The sequence below is a fragment of the Candidatus Syntrophocurvum alkaliphilum genome (genome assembly GCF_009734445.1).
Classification (GTDB): domain Bacteria; phylum Bacillota; class Syntrophomonadia; order Syntrophomonadales; family Syntrophomonadaceae; genus Syntrophocurvum; species Syntrophocurvum alkaliphilum.
This window is the reverse complement of the sequence record NZ_CP046457.1, coordinates 1,635,935-1,656,037: the sequence shown is the minus strand read 5'-3', so window position 1 is coordinate 1,656,037 and position 20,103 is coordinate 1,635,935. Positions and strand designations below refer to the sequence as shown.

Below are 20,103 nucleotides of genomic sequence, written 5' to 3'. Positions count from 1 at the left end.
TTATTACAATAAAAAAGAGCATATGCCCAAAACATAAAAGGGGGGGATATTTTTGTCAAGGAAAAGGAGATGTAGACGTATTGTTAATGAACCCGGAGTTAACTTTTTTAAACCTCAAGGAATATCTATGCAACAATTAGAGGATATAGCAGTCTATTACGAAGAAATAGAAGCTATCAGACTAAAAGATTATTTGGGTTTAGAACAGGAGGAATGTGCAAATGTAATGAAGGTTTCAAGACAGACTTTTCAGCGCATTTTGGCAGATGCCCGAAAAAAGATTGCAGATGCTTTGATTAATGGAAAAGCCATAAAGATTCAAGGTGGCAATTATTGTTTAGGTAAAGGGTATTGCCGTAGGGAGGAACGCTATTTACAGCCTTATGAAGATTGTGTAAATGAATCAAAGGATGGAGGTGTTTACAAAGATGAGTAAAATAGCTGTTTGTAGTTCAGGGGATAGTTTAAATGGTCAAATTGATGGAAGATTTGGTAGATGTGCCTATTTTATTATTGGGGATTTAGAAAGCAACAATTTTGAATCAATTCCTAATAATGCTGGTAATAGTAAACAGGGAGCAGGAATTCAAGCAGCACAAATAGTAGTTGATAAAGGCGTAAAAGCTGTAATATCCAATCGTGTGGGAGCAAAAGCGTTTGCAGCATTACAAAAAGCTGGGATAAAGGTTTATATACCAAAAGCTGAAGAATCCATAAAAGCTAATGTAGAGAAATACAAAACTAATGAATTAGAAGAAATGCTTCAAGCAAATAATTAAGGGGGGGTTTAAAATGATATTAGCATTGCCGAAAGAAGGAGCCTTAATATGTCAGCACTTTGGACATTGTGAAGAATTTGCATTATACAATATTGATTCAGGGGAGTTAAAAATCATAAAAAGTCCAGGACATATACCGGGGCAACTACCAAAGTTCTTAAAAGAGCAGGGAACTAATGTAGTTATAGCAGGAGGTATGGGAGAAAGAGCTCAAATTTTATTTGATTCTGAAGGAATAGAAGTAATAGTAGGGATTAAAGGGGAAATAGAAGAGGCAATTAAAAAATATTTAAATAATGAGTTGCAAAGTACTGGTGCAGTGTGTAAAGAACATGAACATGCAGGTGATTGTCACTCCTAAAATAGAAAGGAAGATATGTGGTGAAAATAGCTGTGGCTAGTGGCAAAGGAGGGACAGGTAAAACCTTTCTTGCTATGTGTTTAGCCCAAAAATTAGCCGAAGTTGATCCAATAGTTTTAGATACAGATGTTGAAGAACCTAATATAGGATTATTTTTGCAACACAACATTGTACAAACTAAAAATGTTAGTAGACCGGTACCGGGAATTGATTATGATAAATGCACGCTATGTGGGGAGTGTGCTGAAGTATGTAACTTCAATGCATTGGCAGTTTTGGCGGATGAAATTACTCTTTTCCCAGAATTGTGTCATTCATGTGGAGCATGTTCTTATTTGTGTCCTGAAAATGCAATAAATGAAATTGACTATTACATTGGTTCTATTGAAATAGCGAAGCTTGTGCATGGAGGGCAGATATTTACTGGTAGGCTGAAAATTGGTGAGGCTTACAGCCCGCCATTAATAAATGCTGTTAAAGATTATGCTACTAACGCCTCAGTGGTTATAATGGATTGTCCACCAGGTACAACATGTCCAATGATTGAAGCTATAAGAGGAGTTGATTTTTGTATATTAGCAGTTGAACCTACTCCTTTTGGTCTTCATGATTTAAACTTAGCCTTAGAAGCAGTGCATATGTTAAAAATTCCATGTGGCTTAGTAATTAATAAATGGGATGGTGATGAAGGCGTAATTAAAGAACTAAAAGAAAAATATAATTTACCTGTTTTGGGAAAAATCCCATTTAGTGTCGAGTTAGCAAGCGCTTATGCCAAGGGTGAAGATGTTTTTACCATTCTACCAGAATTACAAGAGATTATAGAAAGCCTATTGGACCAAGTGAGGAGCGAATGCCGTGAAAGAAATATTAGTTATTAGTGGTAAAGGAGGAGCCGGCAAGACAGCACTATCATCATCGTTTATCAGTTTAGTTGATAAATGTATAGCTTGTGATTACGATGTTGATGCATCAAATTTGCCTATATTACTAAAACCAAATATTAAAAAAGAACATGAATATAGTGGTGCTGAAACAGCTGTTATTAAAAAAGAACAGTGCATAGAATGTGGGTTATGTTCTGAATTATGCAGATTTGATGCTATAGAAGAATTTAAGGTAAATGATTTATTGTGTGAAGGCTGTGCTTTTTGTTCTAGAATTTGCCCAACCAATGCTATATATATGACAAGTGTTTCCTCTGGTAAGTGGTTTGAATCTATATCAGAAGAAAACAAACTAACTTTCTATGGTGAGTTGCGTCCAGGTGAAGAAAATTCGGGAAAATTAGTGGCACAGATAAAACAAGCTGCTATTAAAAAATCAGATGAAAAAAACATACCCTTAATAATATCAGATGGATCTCCTGGTATAGGTTGTTCTGTTATTTCTTCTTTAGTAGGTGTTAATCTTGTTGTATTAGTTGCAGAGCCTAATATTTCTGGTTTTCACGATATGAAAAGAGTATATGAGCTAGTTGAAAAATATAATATTAAAACTACATTAATTATTAATAAATATGATTTAAATGAAGTTTTAACAAAGGAAATAGAAAAATGGGCAATTAATTATAATATTAAGCTATTAGGTAAAATACCATTTAGTTTAGATATAGTTGATCAATTATCAAACACAAAAATACCAGTTTATAATCCAAAAATATATAAAATAATAAAGCCTATATGGGATGAAGTGATGGCTCAAATTTAAATAAGGCACCTAACATTAAGGTGCCTTATTCCTAAAAAATTACCCTTCTATATGCATTACACTTTGGGCACTTTGCATTTCTCTTTTAATTTGTTCATTTAAGTCATAAGGATCGTACCATCCGTTTTGCATAGTATAATTTGAAACCTGTTCATGGAATCTGATTGCATCATCTAATTGTTGTTTAACTGCTCTTCTTGCTTCAGGAGAAGTAATTTCTGTAAGAGCTGATGATAAAGATTTTACTGCTTGTTTTGAAGTGATTAATAAATCTGTTGCTATTATTTGATCATTAAGAACATCCATACCACTAGTTTTATAAACCATATTTTCCACCTCGCTTATTGTAAAGTATTGTTTAACATTATTTGTATTGCCTGTATTTCTTGTTTTGTCTTACTAACATCTGCCATTAATAATTGTTGGAGTCTTGAATCTTGTACAATGTCACTCATAGCAGCAGCTTTGGTAGCACAAACTGTTTTGAATTGAAGAATCTCTCGCAATTCGAGCATTTCATGTGGTGCCAATCCTCTATCATGCATTAAAAAAAAACCTCCTTTTTCTTTTTTCATATTTAGCTTGTTCAGCTTTAATATAAAATAATCACGAAAAAAATAAGGTTTGTAGTTAATCATTACTTAAATTTCAAAAAATTTAAAAAATGAATTAAATGAATTACTCACCGATAGAGACTATAATACGGGTTTTAAAGCTCTATCTAAAATATCGTTTAAATAGGCTAGAACAATTCCAAAATTAGTTATAGGAACTCCTGCTAATTTTGCTTTTTCTATTCGATTTAGCATTTGTTTTCTATTAAGCATACAGCCGCCACAATGAATTATAAGATCAAATTCCCGTATATTTTGTGGGATGGTGCTGCCAGAGCTAAATTCAAATTCTAATTTTTCTCCAATACGTTTTCTTAATAAAGTGGGTATTTTTTTGGTAGCGATATCATCTTTTTGTCTATGGTGGGTACATGCTTCAGCTACTAAAATTTTACTATTGGGTGTAAGGTTAGAAATAACATTTACTCCATCAACTAATGACTGTAGATCACATTTATAGCGAGCTAAAAGGATTGAAAAAGATGTAAGCGGAACATCCTTTTTTAAAATCTCATCTACTTCCTTAAATACTTGTGAATCTGTAATAACTAATTTAGGATTACTTGTTAATGATTTAAGTGCATTTTTCAATTCTGTTTCCTTTACAACTAGAGCTTGCCCGTTATGATCTAGTATGTCTCTTATTGTTTGTACTTGGGGTAATATGAGTCTACCTTTAGGTGCAGCGGCATCTATTGGAGTAACCAAAATTAACACATCACCTGCAGATATTAGATCTCCTACAATAGGTCTATCTAAAAGCTGAGCAGGTGCTTTTTGGATTAATTCTTCTTTCAGTTCTTCAATTCCTTTGCCAGTTTTACTACTTATTAATTTTGGTTCATTTTCTAATTTTTCTTCTAAAATTTTTTTGTCAGGTTTATAAATATCAAACTTAGATAATACAGTTATAAAAGGTATATTAATTTTTTTAAACTGTTCTATTAGCTGAGACTCAAAGTCACTAATACTTGATTTAGGGTCAATAACAAGTATAGCAATATCTGTTTTTTCTAAAACCTCTTTTGTTTTTTCAATGCGCAAATTGCCTAAGTCTCCTATATCATCTATACCAGCAGTATCAATAATTACACAAGGACCTATAGGGAGTATTTCAATGTTTTTATAAACTGGATCTGTAGTAGTACCGGGCTCATCAGATACTAAAGCTATTTCTTGATTAGTTAAAGCATTTATTAAACTAGACTTTCCACTGTTGCGTCTGCCAAATATACCTATATGTAATCGATTAGCACGTGGAGTTTCATTCATATTCTAGACCACCTTATATTGTTTATTTATATTCTTAACATTCCACAAAATATATACCCATAAAACACATAAGCTTACCCTATGGGTAAGCTTATGTGCTAATTTTATCTCTCTAATATTTTAATATCTTTTATCTATCTATAACAATTATTTTATAAGAACTTTTTGTTCTTAGCATGGTAGTGGGTATGAAGTAAATCATGAGATTTATGCCCTAGAGGTTCTTGTAAAAACTCATCATAAATGGTTTTTACTTCAGGATTCTCATGAGATTTTCTAATAGCACAATTTTCATCTTCTACATATATAGCGTCTATACGCTCTTGACGCTTAGCATTAGATTTAGTTATTGGTTGTCCTCCACCACCGATACATCCACCGGGGCATGCCATTACCTCAATGAAATGGTAAGGGGAGTTGCCAGCTTTTACTTGATCCATTAATTTTTTAGCATTACCTAAACCGTGAGCAACAGCAACTTTTACTTTGGTTCCTTTAAGGTCCACTTCGGCTTCTTTTATTCCTTCCATTCCACGAACCATAGTAAAGTTTAGGTTTGGTAAATCTTCTTCAGTAACAACTTCATATACTGTACGTAGAGCAGCTTCCATAACTCCACCAGTTGCTCCAAATATTACTGCTGCACCAGTATACGCTCCCATCCAAGAATCTAGATTTGTACCTTGGAGCTTTTCAAAATCAATTCCGCTCATTCTAAATAATCTGCCTACTTCTCTTGTTGTTAAAACAACATCTACATCTCTGTATCCACTATCTTGCATTTCTGGGCGTGATGCTTCAAATTTCTTAGCGGTACAGGGCATAATAGATACTGAATAGATTTTATCAGGAGAAATATTCATTTTTTCTGCCCAATAAGTTTTAGCAAGAGATCCAAACATTTGTTGCGGTGATTTACATGTTGATAGATTATCTAATAGATCTGGGTAAAAGGTTTCACAGTAGTTTATCCATCCTGGGCTACAGGAGGTAAACATTGGTAAAGCTCCACCTTCTTTTAATCTAGCTAATAACTCATTACCTTCTTCAAGTATAGTTAGGTCGGCTGTAAAGTTAGTGTGTAGAACATAGTCAAATCCAACTTGCTTTAACCCACTAGCAAAAACCTCCATAGACATAGAGCCAATATCCATACCTATTTCTTCAGAAATTGCTAACCTAACTGCTGGAGCTATTTGAGTTACTACTACTTTATCTGGGTCAGCTATAGCTTCTAGTAGCTCATCTATTTGTTCATTTTCACTAATTGCGCCTACAGGGCAAGCATGTACACATTGTCCACACATTACACATGGACTGTCGATAAGGTCTTTACCCATGCTAGGAACCACCATAGATTCATGTCCGCGATTTTCCACACCAAGTGCTTTAACATCTTGAACATTGCTACATGTGTCAATACAACGACGACATAGTACACACTTATCAGGGTCTCTGACTAGAGAAGGTGTTGAAAAATCTTTTGCAATTCCTTTAGTTTTTAATTCAAAAGGATTATCACGGATAAAGTACTCTTCAGCTAATTCTTGTAATTCACAGTTTTGGTTACGAATACAATTTAAACAATCTTGTGAATGATTAGATAATATTAGTTCTAATATAGTTTTTCTAGCTTCTATTACTTTTGGGGTTTTAGTTTTAACAGCCATACCATCAAAGACTGGTTGTGAACAAGCTGCTGGTAATACCCAGTTGTTCCCTTCAACTTCGCAGACACATACCCTACAGTTAGCTTTAACTGCTTGGTCAGGATGATAACATAGTGTAGGTATATTTATGCCGACTTCCTTTGCTGCCTGCAGGATAGTTGAGCCCTGGGGAACAGATACCTGTATTCCGTCTATAGTAAGATTAACCATTTAATTCACTCCTTTGCTCTTTCCTACATTAATTTAGCATCATAGTCGGCCTGGAAATGCTTAATGGTACTAAGTACTGGGGCGGGAGCTGCTTGACCAAGTCCACAAAAACATGAGTAAGACATTACTCTGCCAAGTTTATTAAGAAGTGCTGTATCAGATTTAGATCCCTTACCACCATTAATTTTTGTCATTAAATCATAAATTCTCATAGTACCTTCTCTACAAGGAGCGCATTTACCACAGGACTCATGTTCAAAAAATTTAGATATACGACATGCTACATCTACAATATCACGGGTTTCATCAAGTACAAAAACTGCACCTGAACCTAAAACCGCTCCTATTTCACTCATGGAATCAAAAGCTATTGGTGTATCCAATAAATTTTCAGGAATAAAGGCTCCGGAAGTTCCGCCAGTTTGAACAGCTTTGAATTTTTTACCTCCAGGTATGCCACCACCATATTTATAAATAACTTCTCTTAGGGTTGTATTTGTAGGAACTTCAAAAAATGTGCGGTTATTAATGTCGCCGGTTAATGTTAATATTTTAGTTCCAGGATATGCTGGTGTACCAATTGATGCATACCAGTCCCCGCCTTTTTCAACTATTATTGGTATATTAGCAAATGTTTCAACATTATTTACTATTGTAGGTTTGCCCCATAGTCCTTCACTTGGTGGATATGGAGGTTTGTACCTAGGTTCTCCTCTATTACCTTCTAATGATTCAATAAGTGCAGTCTCTTCACCACAAACGTATGCACCGGCTCCAGTTCTTACTTCAACATCAAAGTTCTTAAATACCCCTTTTTCTTGCGCTTGGTCTATAGCAGTGTTTAGTATTGTTACAACTTGTGGATATTCTCCTCTACAATATATATACCCTTTAGTTGCACCAATTGCATAACCGCAAATTGCCATTCCTTCTAATAGGGCATGAGGGTCATTTTCCATAATCATTCGATCTTTATAAGTGCCAGGTTCACCTTCATCTGCATTACAAACTACATATTTTTGATCTGCTTGAGCTTGGTGGGCAAACTGCCACTTTTGGCCACAGTTAAATCCTGCTCCCCCACGTCCTCTTAGGTTAGCGCTTTTTACCTCTTGGATTAATTCAAAAGCATCCATGTTGCAGGCTTTGTCGTATGGTTTATATCCTCCCTGAGCAATATAATCATCAATTTTTAGAGGATTAATTTTACCATAGTTACGCAACACTATGCGCATTTCTTCTGCCATTTCTTTTCTTCTCCTCCCTTCGGAAAAATTAACACTATTTTATTTATATTCTGCTAATATTTCAGGTATTTTTGCTGGATTAACATCTAAATATGCTTTGCCGTTAATAGTTATTACAGGTGTTGCTTGGCATTGTCCAACACATTCAGTTAACTCAAGTGCAAATAGTCCATCTTCAGTGCTTTCGCCTACATCAATTCCTAGTTCTCTTTTTAATGCATCAAAAACTTCATCAGCTCCAGCAATGTGACAAGGAGCACTTTCACATAAACGGATTACATTTTTACCACGGGGTTTAACGGAAAACATAGAGTAGAAGGTAGCTACACCATATGCTTCAGCAGTAGATACATTGAAAGTCTTTGCTGCTTCAACAATAGCGTCTTCAGGGAGGTAGCTATATTCCTTTTCAATAGCATGAAAAGCTTCTATAATACCTCCCTTCTTTTCTTTTAAGTCATTAATTAGATTTGCGTATTTAGTCAACCTATTCACCTCCTTTTAAAAAATATGAGTATATTTTACAAAACTACTTTGGTTTAACAAATATTATTCAACAAAGGTGCTACAAGACTCAAATAAAATTATTAAAATTTGTATATTGTAGTGAATAGGTGCTTAGTGCGTATGGTTGGCATCATGTTAAAGACATACTGAGTTTTTTACTGCGATTTTACTTTTTTATTATATAAACATTATGTAAATTTGTATAGGACTTTCGTTTATAATTTGCATAAAATATATTTATATCAAACGCAAATGCATGACGAATATAAATATATTTAATACTAATTTAAATAGGTTATGAAAGGAGTAAAAGTCATTGCTTACAATGGATGGTAAAAATGTCGAAACAACTAATGTGCCTAAAGAATTTATGCTAGAAAACACTATTGTTTCCAAAATAAATCATGGGTTAAACTATTTGCTTGATGGTCAGGTTTATAAATGGGAAGGTAAAACCCAAAAGATTACTTCTCCTATTGTATTAAAAGAAGGCTTACAGACTAAGCAGATTGAGTTAGGTGAGAGACCTTTATTAACAGAATTTGAAGCAATTAGTGCATTGAATTCAGCTAATAAAGCCTATCAATTAGGAATAGGTGAATGGGCTACTATGCCGGTTGAAAAAAGAATCGAATATATGGAATATTTTCTTTCATTGATTAAAAAGAAAGAAAAAAACTTTGCTATAATTGAAATGTGGGAAATAGCAAAGAGTTATCAAGATTGCCAAGATGAATTTAAAAGAACAGTAAAGTATATTGAAAATACCATAAATACATTGCGGATGATTCATGATGATACTAGTGATATAAAAACAATTTATGGGTTTATAGCTCAAATTAGAAGGTGTCCATTAGGAACAACCTTATGTATGGGGCCATTTAATTATCCTTTAAATGAAACATTTGCGATGTTGATTCCGGCATTAATTATGGGGAATACGGCAATTGTTAAACCACCGGATTATGGTTCATTATGCACTTTAACCTTATTGGAGGATTTTGCAAAAGCATTTCCTCCTGGTGTTATAAATATAATTAATGGCAATGGGGAAGAAATAATTAGTCCCATTATTAAGAGCGGTAAAATAGATGTTCTTGGATTTATTGGCTCAACTAAAGTTGCCAATCTTTTAATTAAACAACATCCATACCCTAATAGATTAAGAACTATATTAGGTTTAGAAGCAAAAAATTCAGCTTTCATTTTATCTGATGCTGATTTAGATTTAGCTGTTGAAGAATGTTTAAAAGGTGCTTTAGAGTTTAATGGTCAAAGATGTACTTCTATTAAACATTTATGGGTTCATAATAATATAAAAGAAAAATTTTTAACTAAATTATGTGATGAATTAGACAAAATCAAATGTGGAATGCCATGGGAGAAAGATGTTTTGATAACACCTCTACCTGAGGCGGGTAAAATAGATTATTTAAAAGGTTTAGTTGAAGATGCTATAGAAAAAGGAGGAAAGGTTGTTAATAAAGGTGGAGGTAATAATATAGGAAATATTTTTTATCCAGCTGTTGTTTATCCAGTCACAAAGGAAATGCAATTATATCATGTTGAACAATTTGGACCTATTATACCTATTAGCTCATTTAGTGATATTAACGAGATTGTGGAGTATTTAATAGAAAGTGATTATGGGCAACAAGCTAGCATATTTACAAAATCTACAGATTTTGCAGCTCCTTTAATAGATATATTAGTAAATCAAGTATCTAGGATAAATTTGAATGCACAATGTAGGCGAGGACCTGATGAACTGCCATTTACTGGACGGAAAAATTCTGGAGAAGGTACACTATCTGTTTCAGATGCACTTAGATGTTTTTCTATTAGATCTTTAGTAGTAGCTAATGAACAAGGAAAAGAACTATTTTGCAATGTTTTAGCAAGCGATAAATCAGAGTTTTTAAGATTTTAGTAAAGATTCTGCTGCAAAAAGTAACTACAACATAAGATGCGGCAAACTATTATTGTCGCATCTGTACGGTTTTATGTAAAAGATATAAGATATAACCATAGCCTAACAAAGGTGGTTTATTTATACATGGGGTTAATAATTTACCTGATTATAACAGGAATATTAGCAGGGATCTTAGGAGCAATTCTAGGTCTTGGTGGTGGCATTATTATGCTTCCAGCAATTCAATTATTATTAGGATTTGAGCCACTGACTGCAGTTGGAACTACTTTAGTGGCTATTGTCTTTACCTCTATTTCAGGTGCTTATGGACACTATAGAGCTGGAAATGTTTTAGTTAAAAAAGCTATCACTATAGGTGCTGGTGGATTAATAGGTATAATCGTGGGTTCCTTTGTTTTTAAGGAGTATTTCACTGAAGATGTAAGCATATTAACCCTGTTATTAGGTATATTGTTTTTTGGTATGTGTATACGAATGGCTTATGAATCGTATAAAGAATGGAAAATTTATAATGCAAAAACAAACAACGATTTATTAAATAAAGTAAAAACCAACAAACAATTTTTATATCCTTTATTTATACTAGGCATTGTTACAGGTTGCCTTACTGGAATGTTGGGGTTAGGTGGAGGTTTTATATTAGTTCCAGCTATACTTTGGATACTTTCCCTATCTCCATCTGTTGCTGTTGGAACTACATTGCTGGCGATGTTTCCGATAACTGCTTTTGGGGGAGCTATAAAATTAATGCAAGGATTTGTAGATATCCAAGCCGCAATACTACTAGGAATAGGTACGATTATTGGAGCTCAAATCGGAGTTAAAATTTCGTCATTTATTAGTCCATTAATTTTTAGGCTATTGTTTACTGTGATTTTTGCTTATATGTCATTTGTTTATTTAACTTCATCGTTTTAAACAAATGATAATGGGTTGGGGGGGATTTGTAATGTTTGATATATATCGTTTGAGGGTAAGTATAGTGAATAATTCTTATCTTTGGATGAGTATTTGGGTTTTGTTTATGTTGAATATTGCACTTATTACATTTGTTTATAGAGGGTTCGAATGGACATATTTTTTCTTAACTATACTATTGGTTATAGCTGGTTTAATGATAATAAAATTTATTGCTAGTTTACCTTTAGTTACTGAACAAGAAATAATAGAAGAAGTAGAGGTTAATGTTAATGATTTAATGGAACAAATAAAACCAATCTGTGAAGATATTTTTAATCGCAAAGTAGATAATTATATGCAATTATTTTTAACTAATTTACAAAAAGAAATAATTAAAGGCAGTGAATGGCTATGGCAGGATTATATAAACTTTTTACAAAAGGTTAATGAAAAATCAAACGGAATAAGAACAACTATACAATTAGTTTATAGTTATAATGATGAGCGAACAAAAATATTAGAATCTATAGAAAACAATAATGCATATGTAATAAGACTAGTCAATGAGGTTTTTAGCAGTAGAGAAAAAGCTGTTAATAGTATTGATAGATATTTACATAAAAAATCAACAGAATTAAAGCAAATACTAGAAAAGGAAAAGGAAATTTTCTATGGTTATGTAAATGAACTTTTAATAGAGCAATTAAACACTCAAGAAGAAGGACTAGAATTAATTGAATATATCAATATCTACACATTAGGCGATCAATTTAACTCAATAATTGAACAATCAATAGAGAGTAGAATGCAAGAATTTGAGAATACAATCAACCAAGAAATGGAAGATCATTCTGCAGATATGGTTGGACAAATGCAAATGACTACCTCAAAATTGTCGAGCGTGTTTATTGATTTAGAAGAAGATATTACTACTTTACTAGATATGTGCAAAAATGAAAGTAATTTATTAATAAAAAGGCTTGAAGAAAAAATAACCGATATAACCGAACTGAAAGATGAATCAAGTGGTTTACTTGTGACAATAGCATGGCAAGATATTTTATTGGAAAAACGTTGGCAAGATATCTTAGAAAAAATATATAAAGTTAAAAAAATGGTGTTTGAAAATTTAAGTCCAGATGTTACTGAACATATTGAAAATTATATTATCAGAGAAATTCCGGTACTTTATGATTTGAAAACTGTACCTGAAAGTATCCTTCACTATAAATTAGTAGTTGATACAGAAGTAATATATCAAATTTATAATAATAATAAACTTAGTAATGTTATAACCAACGATGCATACATATTACTTAATTATGTAAATGTAGTTGAATCGTTAGTAAAGAAAGCTGTTTCTATTAATGATATAGGTATAAGTAAAATAAGAGAAATTAGAGAGAATGTTAAAAATAGTGCTTATACGGAGTGTTTCGATAATATTGTTAATAAAATAGAAAATAAAAATCCGGATTTGCTAACGTATTTACAGAATTGTCATCCATCTAATTTTTATACATTTTGCAATATTCCATATATTAATGAAAAACCAGAAGATATTAATACAGCTGCTTGGATGTTATTTTTGGGTGTTATACAAAAAGAAAATGTAGATGAAGGGTTATATGAATTGATAGGATTATTATTAATAATACATAGTTTAAGGAACCTTTATATCCATCCATTTAAAAGTGAGCCGATACCGGTTAATGATAATGAAAAAATAGAATTAATGCGATCTTGTTTTAAGGATGCAGTATCATTAATATTGTCACTTAAATTAAAAGGAATGGTTAAATTAAATTATTAAAAGAAGTAAAAAATAGAAGCCTTTTTATATTAGGCTTCTACCATTACTTTATTTTTATTATTAATTTTGCTTATTAAATCATTTACTTTATTATCTGCTAATTTAATATATTCATGATCATTTTGCAACATATAGATAGTATTCTCTATTCTCTCCTGACTTAGCTTTATTTCTGTCCAATGTCTTTCTTCTTCATAAAGATTCATACAATCTTGAATGTCATTAGCTCTACCAGTTTCTAAATAATTTTTAAAGGTGTTTAAAGTAACTAAGTCTTGATAATCTGTATGAATAAATGATTTTTTTAAGATTGAATTATAAATCTTTAAAGTTTTGTTTGTAGACTTTAACTTTGCTTCTAAGTCATATATATCAGATAAACTATTGTTCTCAAACTCCTTTTCGGCTTCTTTCCAATCGCCTAAGGCCTTTTTATAACGGTCACATGCTTTTTCATATTCGCGATAACGGATAATATAAACCTTCATATCATGGTTATATTGTGAACCATCACGATATACTTGTTTTTGTTTAAAACGTGGAAAAGATAAAAACTTACTTTTTTCTTGAGGCTCAGGATCTTCACTTTTTTCTGGTTTAAGTGGTAAAGTATCAGGTTCCAAAGGCGAAATAACTTCTTGATTTATTATTTGGTTTCTTTGTTCTAATATTTTGTTTAAATAGTTTATGTGTTTATTAATTTTTTCTATTTCATTTAATGAAGTTAAACACATATTAATATCTTTTATTAGTTCTGATTTACCGCGAGGGTTTTTTCTATTGTTTTTTCGAGTTTTATTGTATTGGTGAGCTTCAATATTAGTTTCAGGGGTAACATGTAACCCTAAGATAGTATCTAAGTCTTTTGCTGTCAAACGTTCTGATTCTATTGAATCGGTTTTAGAAAAGTATACTCGTGTGTTAGTCTTTAAGTAATAATAAGGTCCAATGTAATCAAGAAAATCATTTTGTTCAAAAGCAACTAAATCTTCCATAGCCTTAATATCCTCATCTAAAAAACAAATCCATTCATAGATACAGTTGTTTGAATAATCTTCTTCTAAGCAATAATTTTTTAAGTTATTATATGAGCTTAAACTTATATTTATATACGAATTGTAGTAATAAAATAAAACTTGCTCTGGAGAATATTCAAACATTACTGAAGTATCTAATTTGTGAACATTTTCTTTTGAGAGAAATGTGAAAAACATTTTAATCCTCCTTTATTATTTAATTAATAAACATAATTTCTATATATTTCCAAAAATTCCTGCTTGTAGGATGAAAAAGTGTAAAAAACTTTATTTGCATTAAGCTTTGGTTTATTTTAGTAATTAATTTGACTATAATATAAAACAGTTGAATTTATTATTGCTAATATGGATTTTAATCGGTTTAAAAAACAGATTCCACTACAAAAAGCTAAACTTAGAGTATGGAATCGGCTGAGCAAACATGTTTATCACGCCACTCATCGGTCTTTACCTTCATTTTAGCTTAGCACTTATTATCTAAAATGATTTTTTATTTATACTTAGCCGTGATCTATGCACCACGCCTTGCTACTTAAGGACTTAGATAAACATGTTTGCTCAGCCTTAAGTTTGTTGTAGTTACTTTTTGCAGCAGAATCAAAACATATATATAAAATTATTAGGAGGTAAATCATGAGTCAAAAGTTACCTTGGTTTGTTGAGGAAATGAAGCAATATGACCCGGAATATGCTGAGGTTATACATGAAGTAGTATCTAAGGCTTTAGATACTAGAGCCCTAGATGATAAAACTAAACTTCTTATAGTACTTGCACTTGATGCTATTAAAGGTGCTAGTGAAGGAGTTAAGGTTCTTGCAAAACAAGCACGTATGGCGGGTGCTTCTGATGAAGAAATACAAGAAACATTACGCTTGGCTTATTTTGTTAGTGGTATGGATGTAGTTAAAACTTCATTAAATGCTTTTGAATAGAATGGGGGTAAAAGTGATTAAAGCAATTTTATTTGATTTAGATGGCACTTTGTTAAACATAGATATGAACTACTTTTTGCCTAAGTATTTCAAAAAAATGGCAATAATGGCTAATGAATATGGTTTTGAAAACTCTGAAACATTAGCAGAAAAAGTTTTTCAATCTACTGCTGTTATGATTGGTAATAAAGATCCAAAATTAACAAATGAAGAAGTTTTCATGAAGGATTTTCTAAACAGGTGGCCTTATTCAGAAAATGAAATAAGAAAATTTTTTAATTATTTTTATGAAAAAGGATTTCCACAGCTTAAGGATTATTGTCAACCAATTCCTGGTATGAGAGATATGATGGCAAAGATCTTTGAAAAGGGTTACATAGTTGTAATAGCTACAAATTCTGTTTTTCCCATGAGTGCAATAAAAAATAGAATTGAGTGGGCTGGTTTAGATGGGTTTGATTACAGTTTAATTACTTCGTATGAATTGATGCATTTTTGTAAACCACACATAGAATACTATCAAGAAATAACAGATAAAATTCAAGTTGACCCTAAAGATTGTATTATGATTGGGAATGATAGAGGAGAGGATATAGTATCTGGAAAAATGGGTATGACAACATTTTTAGTTGAAAATATGCTAATTGATAAAGGTGATGTAGACTATATTCCAGACTATAGGGGTATGGTTGAAGACTTATATAAATTTATTGATGATTTAAAATCAATTAAATAATAGGTAGAAGAAATGGGGACTCTACTATATGAAATAATTAAACATAGGGTGGAGGTGTAATCCATTTCTGAAAAGAAAAAGCCAAAAAAGAAAAAAGTTATTACTGAAAAAGATTTAATGAAAATCGAAATAGCAAAAGAACTAGGTATTTGGGAACAGGTAGAAAAAGATGGATGGGAATCACTTAGTAATGCTATGTGTGGCAAAATCGGAGGAATCATGAGTAAACGCCTGCGGCAAAAAGCAGCAAAACAAAAACAAGCAGAAAATTAAGCTATTTTCTATGACGAATTTATTTGCCGAAAGTATGCTCAATTAATTAATGGCAAAAGAATGAATTCTCTACTAAGTGAGTTAAGAAAGCTAATTATTTTTATTAATAAATAAAATGTCTGAACATATAATGTTCAGGCATTTTGTTTTTATTGCTTAATTCTTACCAGATTTTCTTTTATAATGTAGGATAAGTTTATTAATAAAATAGGTGGGGAATATGCAAGCGATTGAAAAAGTTAGAGATTTTTTAAAAGAAAAAGAAAGTAATCTTAAAATTATAGAGCTTGATGCCGATACTTCTACATCAGAGTTAGCAGCACAAGCTTTAGGGACAGAAGTGGGACAAATAGCTAAATCCATTTTATTTAAAACCAAAAAAGATGATTTCTTAATGATAGTTGCGGCAGGTGATGTAAAACTTGACTTTAAGGCTATAAAGGATCTTGCAGGTGCGAGGATTAGGATGGCAAATTCAGATGAGGTTAAAGAAGTTACAGGATATGATATTGGAGGGGTTTGTCCTTTTGCTTTAAATATACCTGTTAAAATATATATTGATGAAAGTTTAACCAAATATGATGTTGTTTATGCAGCTGCAGGTACAGCTAATACAGCTTTGCCAATTACTTTTAACCAACTACTAAATATTACTGATGCCAGTCCGTGTAATGTATCATTTAAATAATGAGGAGAGTTTTCAATGGGTAAAGGGTTTGTCCATTTACATAATCACTCGGAATATAGTCTTTTAGATGGTGCTTGTAGAATAAAAGACTTAGTTACTCGTGCAGTAGAGTTAGATATGCCTGCTGTAGCAATTACTGATCATGGTGTACTATATGGAGCTATAGATTTTTATAAAGAAGCCAATAATCAGGGGATAAAGCCTATTATTGGTTGTGAAGTATATGTTGCTCCTCGTACTCGCTTTGATAAGGAAGCTAAAATAGATGATAATTTATATCATTTAGTATTATTATGCAAAGATAATGCAGGGTATAAGAACCTTGTGGAATTAGTAAGTAAATCTTATTTAGAAGGCTTTTATTATAAACCTCGAGTTGATAGTGACCTAATAAAGGAGTATAGTGAAGGTTTAATAGCCTTAAGTGGCTGTTTAGCAGGTGAAATCCCTCAAAAAATATTAGCAGGCAACTATGAAGAAGCCAAAGAAACAGCATTATTTTATCAAGAAATATTTGGTGAAGAAAACTTTTATCTTGAGATTCAAGACCATGGCTTAGAAGAACAAAAAATAGCTTTAAGGGGAATTTATAAACTTAGTGAAGAATTAAATATACCTTTAGTTGCAACCAATGATATTCATTATATAAATCGCAATGATTCATCGGTACATGATGTACTTTTATGTATTCAAACAGGTAAGGTTGTAGATGATGAGCAACGCATGAGGTTTTATGGTAGCGAGTTTTATATGAAATCGTTAGAAGAGATGTCAGAGCTTTTTCCTAACTATCCCGAAGCAATGGTTAACACCTTAAAAATAAGTGAAAAGTGTAATGTAAAATTTGATTTTGGTAGCTTTTTTCTTCCACATTTTGACATCCCTAAAGAGCATACTGCTGAAAGCTACCTATCGGAAATAGTTTGGCAGAGATTTTATGATAGGTATCCATCACCAGACAAAGAGTTAATAAATCGTGTTGATTATGAACTTAATATATTAAATTCTATGGGCTTTGCTGCCTATTTTTTAATTGTCCAAGATTTAGTTAACTGGTCACGCGAAAACGGTGTGCCTGTTGGCCCTGGGAGGGGTTCGGCTGCGGGGAGCCTAGTATCTTATATACTAGATATTACTACAGTTGACCCTATAAAATATGATTTAATTTTTGAACGCTTTTTAAATCCGGAAAGAGTAAGTATGCCGGATATAGATATAGATTTTTGCTTTGAAAAAAGAGACAAGGTAATTGACTACATAGTTGAAAAATATGGTGCTAATCGCGTGGCACAAATTATTACATTTGGTACTATGGCTGCGCGAGCAGCTATAAGAGATGTTGGACGTGCTTTAGATATACCTTATGGTGAGGTAGACAAGATAGCTAAAATGATTCCTGCTGAACTAGGGGTAACTATTAATCGCTCTTTAGAAATATCACCAGAGTTAATAGAAGCATATGAAAACGATTATAACACTAGAAGGATAATTGATATTGCAAAAGCTATAGAGGGTATGCCACGTCATGCTTCTATTCATGCGGCAGGGGTTGTTATTGGTAATCAACCCTTAAGCACAATATTGCCATTACAAAAAACAACAGATGGACATGTTATTACGCAATTTAGTAAAGAAACAGTTGAAGAAATAGGATTATTAAAAATGGATATATTAGGTTTAAGAACTTTAACTGTTTTAGATAGGGCTTTAGATATAATAGAAAAAACTCGTGGTATTAGGGTTAATATAGATAGTGTAGAAATGGATGATCCTAAGGTTTATGAATTAATATCTGCGGGTAAAACGGTAGGGGTGTTTCAGTTAGAAAGTGATGGACTGCGAAGAATACTTACTGAAATGAAACCAAACCGCTTTGAAGACTTAGTTGCAGTTATAGCGCTTTATCGTCCCGGTCCTTTAGGAAGTGGCATGGTAGAAGACTTTATTAATCGTAAACATAAAAGGCAGGAAACAGAATACATTCACCCCATGCTTGAAGAAGTATTAGAAGAAACCTATGGAGTTATATTATATCAGGAACAAGTTATGAAAATAGCAAATGACTTAGCTAATTTTACTATGGGAGAAGCTGACATACTAAGAAGAGCTATGGGGAAGAAAAAACCACAGGAACTAGTTACTCAAAGAGATAAATTTGTAAAAGCGGCCAAAGAAAATAATATCCCTGAGAATACATCTAATCGATTATTTGATAATATGGAGAGTTTTGCAGGGTACGGTTTTAACAAAAGTCACTCTGCGGCATATGCAGTTATATCATATCAAACAGCTTACTTAAAAGCTCACTATCCAGCTGAATATATGTGTGCTTTTTTAACTAGTGTAATAGACCATCAAGACAAGGTAGTTTTTTATTTGCAAGAATGTAAGCTATTAGGCATTTCCATACTTCCTCCTGATATAAATGAAAGCTTTGAAAATTTTACTGTATCAAAGGATGGAATAAGATTTGGTTTAGGAGCCATTAAAAATGTGGGTTTTAATGCTGTTAAGAACATAGTGGAGACTAGAAAAAAAGAGCATTTTACATCACTTTATGACTTTTGCCGTAGAGTAGATTTATCAATAATAAATAAAAGAACAGTTGAAAATTTAATATTAGCAGGTTGTTTTGATTCATTAGGAATTAGTAGAAAACAAAACCTATCAATTATGGAAGAGTGTATAAATTTAGCAATAGCTATACAACAAACTGAAAATAGTAATCAGTTAACACTATTTGGCGAAGAGGCTTCACAAATTGATGAACCTAAACCTACAGTTAGTGGGGAAATGGATATTTATGATAAACTTTCGCGAGAAAAAGATGTTTTAGGTTTTTATGTATCGGAGAATCCTTTAGATAGGTATAAAAATATATTAGACCTAGTTACTACATGTAGTATTAATGAATTAAATAATAGTAATGAAGAAGCTTATGTAAGAGTAGCTGGCTTAGCAGTAAATTTAGTAAAAAGAATCAGTAAAAAAGGTGAAAACTATGCAAGATTTATACTAGAGGACTTAACTGGCCGAATGGATATGTTTTTATTTCCATCGGCATACAAGGAATATATTAATAGTATTCAACCAGACACTATACTAATTATAGAAGGTTTTTTTGATAATCGAGAAGATCAGCCTAAAATTGCAGTGAGAAAAGCTTATCCTATAGTTGATAAGGTGAAAGAGCTGAATATACGTATATCCCCGGACCTATCTGATGCTAACCATAAGGAAAAACTAATCAACATACTTAAAAAGCATCCTGGTAATGCAGGGGTATTAGTACATCTTTCTAGTAAAAGGCGCATTGTTTTAGATGAGAAGTATAATGTTGCTTCAAGTATAGAGTTAAAGAAAGAATTAATCGATATATATGGAAAGAATAATATATGGTTTCTATAGAAAAAATCAATA

Annotated in this window: 20 protein-coding genes; 13 read left to right on the top strand and 7 right to left on the bottom strand. The window is 32.1% G+C overall.

All coding sequences use genetic code 11. The annotated features are described in order from the left end of the window. Positions 1–52: 52 nt before the first annotated feature. From SYNTR_RS07995 to SYNTR_RS07975, 5 genes are read left to right on the top strand one after another with little or no spacing between them, the layout of a single operon-like run. The gene (locus SYNTR_RS07995; RefSeq protein ID WP_156204020.1) at positions 53–436 is read left to right on the top strand and encodes a DUF134 domain-containing protein; all 384 of its coding nucleotides are present in this window, start codon (positions 53–55) and stop codon (positions 434–436) included. Then, the gene (locus SYNTR_RS07990) at positions 429–779 is read left to right on the top strand and encodes a NifB/NifX family molybdenum-iron cluster-binding protein (RefSeq protein WP_156204019.1); all 351 of its coding nucleotides are present in this window, start codon (positions 429–431) and stop codon (positions 777–779) included. The genes SYNTR_RS07995 and SYNTR_RS07990 overlap by 8 nt, the downstream gene beginning before the upstream one ends. Positions 780–792: 13 nt before the next feature. After that, the gene (locus SYNTR_RS07985; RefSeq protein WP_156204018.1) at positions 793–1,140 is read left to right on the top strand and encodes a NifB/NifX family molybdenum-iron cluster-binding protein; all 348 of its coding nucleotides are present in this window, start codon (positions 793–795) and stop codon (positions 1,138–1,140) included. Positions 1,141–1,157: 17 nt separating this feature from the next. After that, entirely contained in the window at positions 1,158–2,021 is an 864-nt protein-coding gene (locus tag SYNTR_RS07980) for a nucleotide-binding protein (RefSeq protein ID WP_156204017.1), read from the top strand. Beyond that, entirely contained in the window at positions 1,999–2,850 is an 852-nt protein-coding gene (locus SYNTR_RS07975) for an ATP-binding protein (RefSeq protein ID WP_156204016.1), read from the top strand. The genes SYNTR_RS07980 and SYNTR_RS07975 overlap by 23 nt, the downstream gene beginning before the upstream one ends. A gap of 39 nt (positions 2,851–2,889) precedes the next feature. On the opposite strand, the gene SYNTR_RS07970 is transcribed toward SYNTR_RS07975, so the two are convergent. The 6 genes from SYNTR_RS07970 to SYNTR_RS07945 all read right to left on the bottom strand — a co-directional run bounded on the left by SYNTR_RS07970 (position 2,890) and on the right by SYNTR_RS07945 (position 8,358). Beyond that, the gene (locus tag SYNTR_RS07970; protein ID WP_156204015.1) at positions 2,890–3,177 is read right to left on the bottom strand and encodes a spore coat protein; all 288 of its coding nucleotides are present in this window, start codon (positions 3,175–3,177) and stop codon (positions 2,890–2,892) included. Positions 3,178–3,191: 14 nt separating this feature from the next. Then, on the bottom strand, positions 3,192–3,395 hold the full coding sequence (locus SYNTR_RS07965; RefSeq protein ID WP_156204014.1) for a spore coat protein: 204 nt from the start codon (positions 3,393–3,395) through the stop codon (positions 3,192–3,194). Positions 3,396–3,545: 150 nt separating this feature from the next. Then, the gene (hydF, locus tag SYNTR_RS07960) at positions 3,546–4,736 is read right to left on the bottom strand and encodes a [FeFe] hydrogenase H-cluster maturation GTPase HydF (protein ID WP_156204013.1); all 1,191 of its coding nucleotides are present in this window, start codon (positions 4,734–4,736) and stop codon (positions 3,546–3,548) included. A 152-nt stretch (positions 4,737–4,888) separates the two neighbouring features. Then, the gene (locus SYNTR_RS07955; RefSeq protein WP_156204012.1) at positions 4,889–6,616 is read right to left on the bottom strand and encodes an NADH-dependent [FeFe] hydrogenase, group A6; all 1,728 of its coding nucleotides are present in this window, start codon (positions 6,614–6,616) and stop codon (positions 4,889–4,891) included. 23 nt (positions 6,617–6,639) lie between these two features. Next, positions 6,640–7,863, bottom strand: coding sequence for an NADH-quinone oxidoreductase subunit NuoF (nuoF, locus tag SYNTR_RS07950; RefSeq protein WP_156204011.1), 1,224 nt, complete (start codon positions 7,861–7,863; stop codon positions 6,640–6,642). Positions 7,864–7,902: 39 nt separating this feature from the next. Further along, a complete protein-coding gene (locus SYNTR_RS07945; RefSeq protein WP_243140162.1) occupies positions 7,903–8,358 on the bottom strand; it encodes a complex I 24 kDa subunit family protein in 456 nt (151 codons plus the stop codon). 337 nt (positions 8,359–8,695) lie between these two features. Between SYNTR_RS07945 and SYNTR_RS07940 the strand changes: the two genes are divergently transcribed. From SYNTR_RS07940 to SYNTR_RS07930, 3 genes are all read left to right on the top strand, one after another. Continuing rightward, positions 8,696–10,300, top strand: a complete 1,605-nt coding sequence (locus SYNTR_RS07940; RefSeq protein ID WP_156204732.1) for an aldehyde dehydrogenase family protein — start codon at positions 8,696–8,698, stop codon at positions 10,298–10,300. A gap of 126 nt (positions 10,301–10,426) precedes the next feature. Then, positions 10,427–11,221 carry a sulfite exporter TauE/SafE family protein gene (locus SYNTR_RS07935; protein ID WP_197079060.1) on the top strand — a complete coding sequence of 265 codons (795 nt, stop codon included), beginning with the start codon at positions 10,427–10,429 and terminating at the stop codon, positions 11,219–11,221. A gap of 31 nt (positions 11,222–11,252) precedes the next feature. Further along, on the top strand, positions 11,253–13,016 hold the full coding sequence (locus SYNTR_RS07930; protein ID WP_156204008.1) for a hypothetical protein: 1,764 nt from the start codon (positions 11,253–11,255) through the stop codon (positions 13,014–13,016). A gap of 29 nt (positions 13,017–13,045) precedes the next feature. On the opposite strand, the gene SYNTR_RS07925 is transcribed toward SYNTR_RS07930, so the two are convergent. Further along, on the bottom strand, positions 13,046–14,230 hold the full coding sequence (locus tag SYNTR_RS07925; RefSeq protein WP_156204007.1) for a hypothetical protein: 1,185 nt from the start codon (positions 14,228–14,230) through the stop codon (positions 13,046–13,048). A gap of 456 nt (positions 14,231–14,686) precedes the next feature. Between SYNTR_RS07925 and SYNTR_RS07920 the strand changes: the two genes are divergently transcribed. From SYNTR_RS07920 to SYNTR_RS07900, 5 genes are all read left to right on the top strand, one after another. After that, on the top strand, positions 14,687–14,986 hold the full coding sequence (locus tag SYNTR_RS07920; RefSeq protein ID WP_156204006.1) for a carboxymuconolactone decarboxylase family protein: 300 nt from the start codon (positions 14,687–14,689) through the stop codon (positions 14,984–14,986). Positions 14,987–14,999: 13 nt separating this feature from the next. Continuing rightward, on the top strand, positions 15,000–15,722 hold the full coding sequence (locus SYNTR_RS07915; RefSeq protein ID WP_197079059.1) for an HAD family hydrolase: 723 nt from the start codon (positions 15,000–15,002) through the stop codon (positions 15,720–15,722). 117 nt (positions 15,723–15,839) lie between these two features. Further along, positions 15,840–15,995, top strand: coding sequence for an alpha/beta-type small acid-soluble spore protein (locus SYNTR_RS07910; RefSeq protein WP_243140161.1), 156 nt, complete (start codon positions 15,840–15,842; stop codon positions 15,993–15,995). 220 nt (positions 15,996–16,215) lie between these two features. After that, positions 16,216–16,683, top strand: coding sequence for a YbaK/EbsC family protein (locus tag SYNTR_RS07905; protein ID WP_156204003.1), 468 nt, complete (start codon positions 16,216–16,218; stop codon positions 16,681–16,683). Between the two features lie 15 nt (positions 16,684–16,698). After that, complete coding sequence (locus SYNTR_RS07900) at positions 16,699–20,091, top strand: DNA polymerase III subunit alpha (RefSeq protein ID WP_156204002.1); 3,393 nt, start codon at positions 16,699–16,701, stop codon at positions 20,089–20,091. The last annotated feature ends 12 nt before the right edge of the window (positions 20,092–20,103 follow it).

Excerpts from the sequence above, each read along its gene's own strand:
- SYNTR_RS07990 (WP_156204019.1), top strand. The coding sequence starts at position 429 with ATGAGTAAAATAGCTGTTTGTAGTTCAGGGGATAGTTTAAATGGTCAA.
- SYNTR_RS07985 (WP_156204018.1), top strand. The coding sequence starts at position 793 with ATGATATTAGCATTGCCGAAAGAAGGAGCCTTAATATGTCAGCACTTT.
- SYNTR_RS07970 (WP_156204015.1), bottom strand. The coding sequence starts at position 3,177 with ATGGTTTATAAAACTAGTGGTATGGATGTTCTTAATGATCAAATAATA.
- SYNTR_RS07965 (WP_156204014.1), bottom strand. The coding sequence starts at position 3,395 with ATGCATGATAGAGGATTGGCACCACATGAAATGCTCGAATTGCGAGAG.
- hydF (WP_156204013.1), bottom strand. The coding sequence starts at position 4,736 with ATGAATGAAACTCCACGTGCTAATCGATTACATATAGGTATATTTGGC.
- SYNTR_RS07955 (WP_156204012.1), bottom strand. The coding sequence starts at position 6,616 with ATGGTTAATCTTACTATAGACGGAATACAGGTATCTGTTCCCCAGGGC.
- nuoF (WP_156204011.1), bottom strand. The coding sequence starts at position 7,863 with ATGGCAGAAGAAATGCGCATAGTGTTGCGTAACTATGGTAAAATTAAT.
- SYNTR_RS07940 (WP_156204732.1), top strand. The coding sequence starts at position 8,696 with ATGGATGGTAAAAATGTCGAAACAACTAATGTGCCTAAAGAATTTATG.
- SYNTR_RS07935 (WP_197079060.1), top strand. The coding sequence starts at position 10,427 with ATGGGGTTAATAATTTACCTGATTATAACAGGAATATTAGCAGGGATC.
- SYNTR_RS07930 (WP_156204008.1), top strand. The coding sequence starts at position 11,253 with ATGTTTGATATATATCGTTTGAGGGTAAGTATAGTGAATAATTCTTAT.
- SYNTR_RS07925 (WP_156204007.1), bottom strand. The coding sequence starts at position 14,230 with ATGTTTTTCACATTTCTCTCAAAAGAAAATGTTCACAAATTAGATACT.
- SYNTR_RS07920 (WP_156204006.1), top strand. The coding sequence starts at position 14,687 with ATGAGTCAAAAGTTACCTTGGTTTGTTGAGGAAATGAAGCAATATGAC.
- SYNTR_RS07910 (WP_243140161.1), top strand. The coding sequence starts at position 15,840 with ATGAAAATCGAAATAGCAAAAGAACTAGGTATTTGGGAACAGGTAGAA.
- SYNTR_RS07905 (WP_156204003.1), top strand. The coding sequence starts at position 16,216 with ATGCAAGCGATTGAAAAAGTTAGAGATTTTTTAAAAGAAAAAGAAAGT.
- SYNTR_RS07900 (WP_156204002.1), top strand. The coding sequence starts at position 16,699 with ATGGGTAAAGGGTTTGTCCATTTACATAATCACTCGGAATATAGTCTT.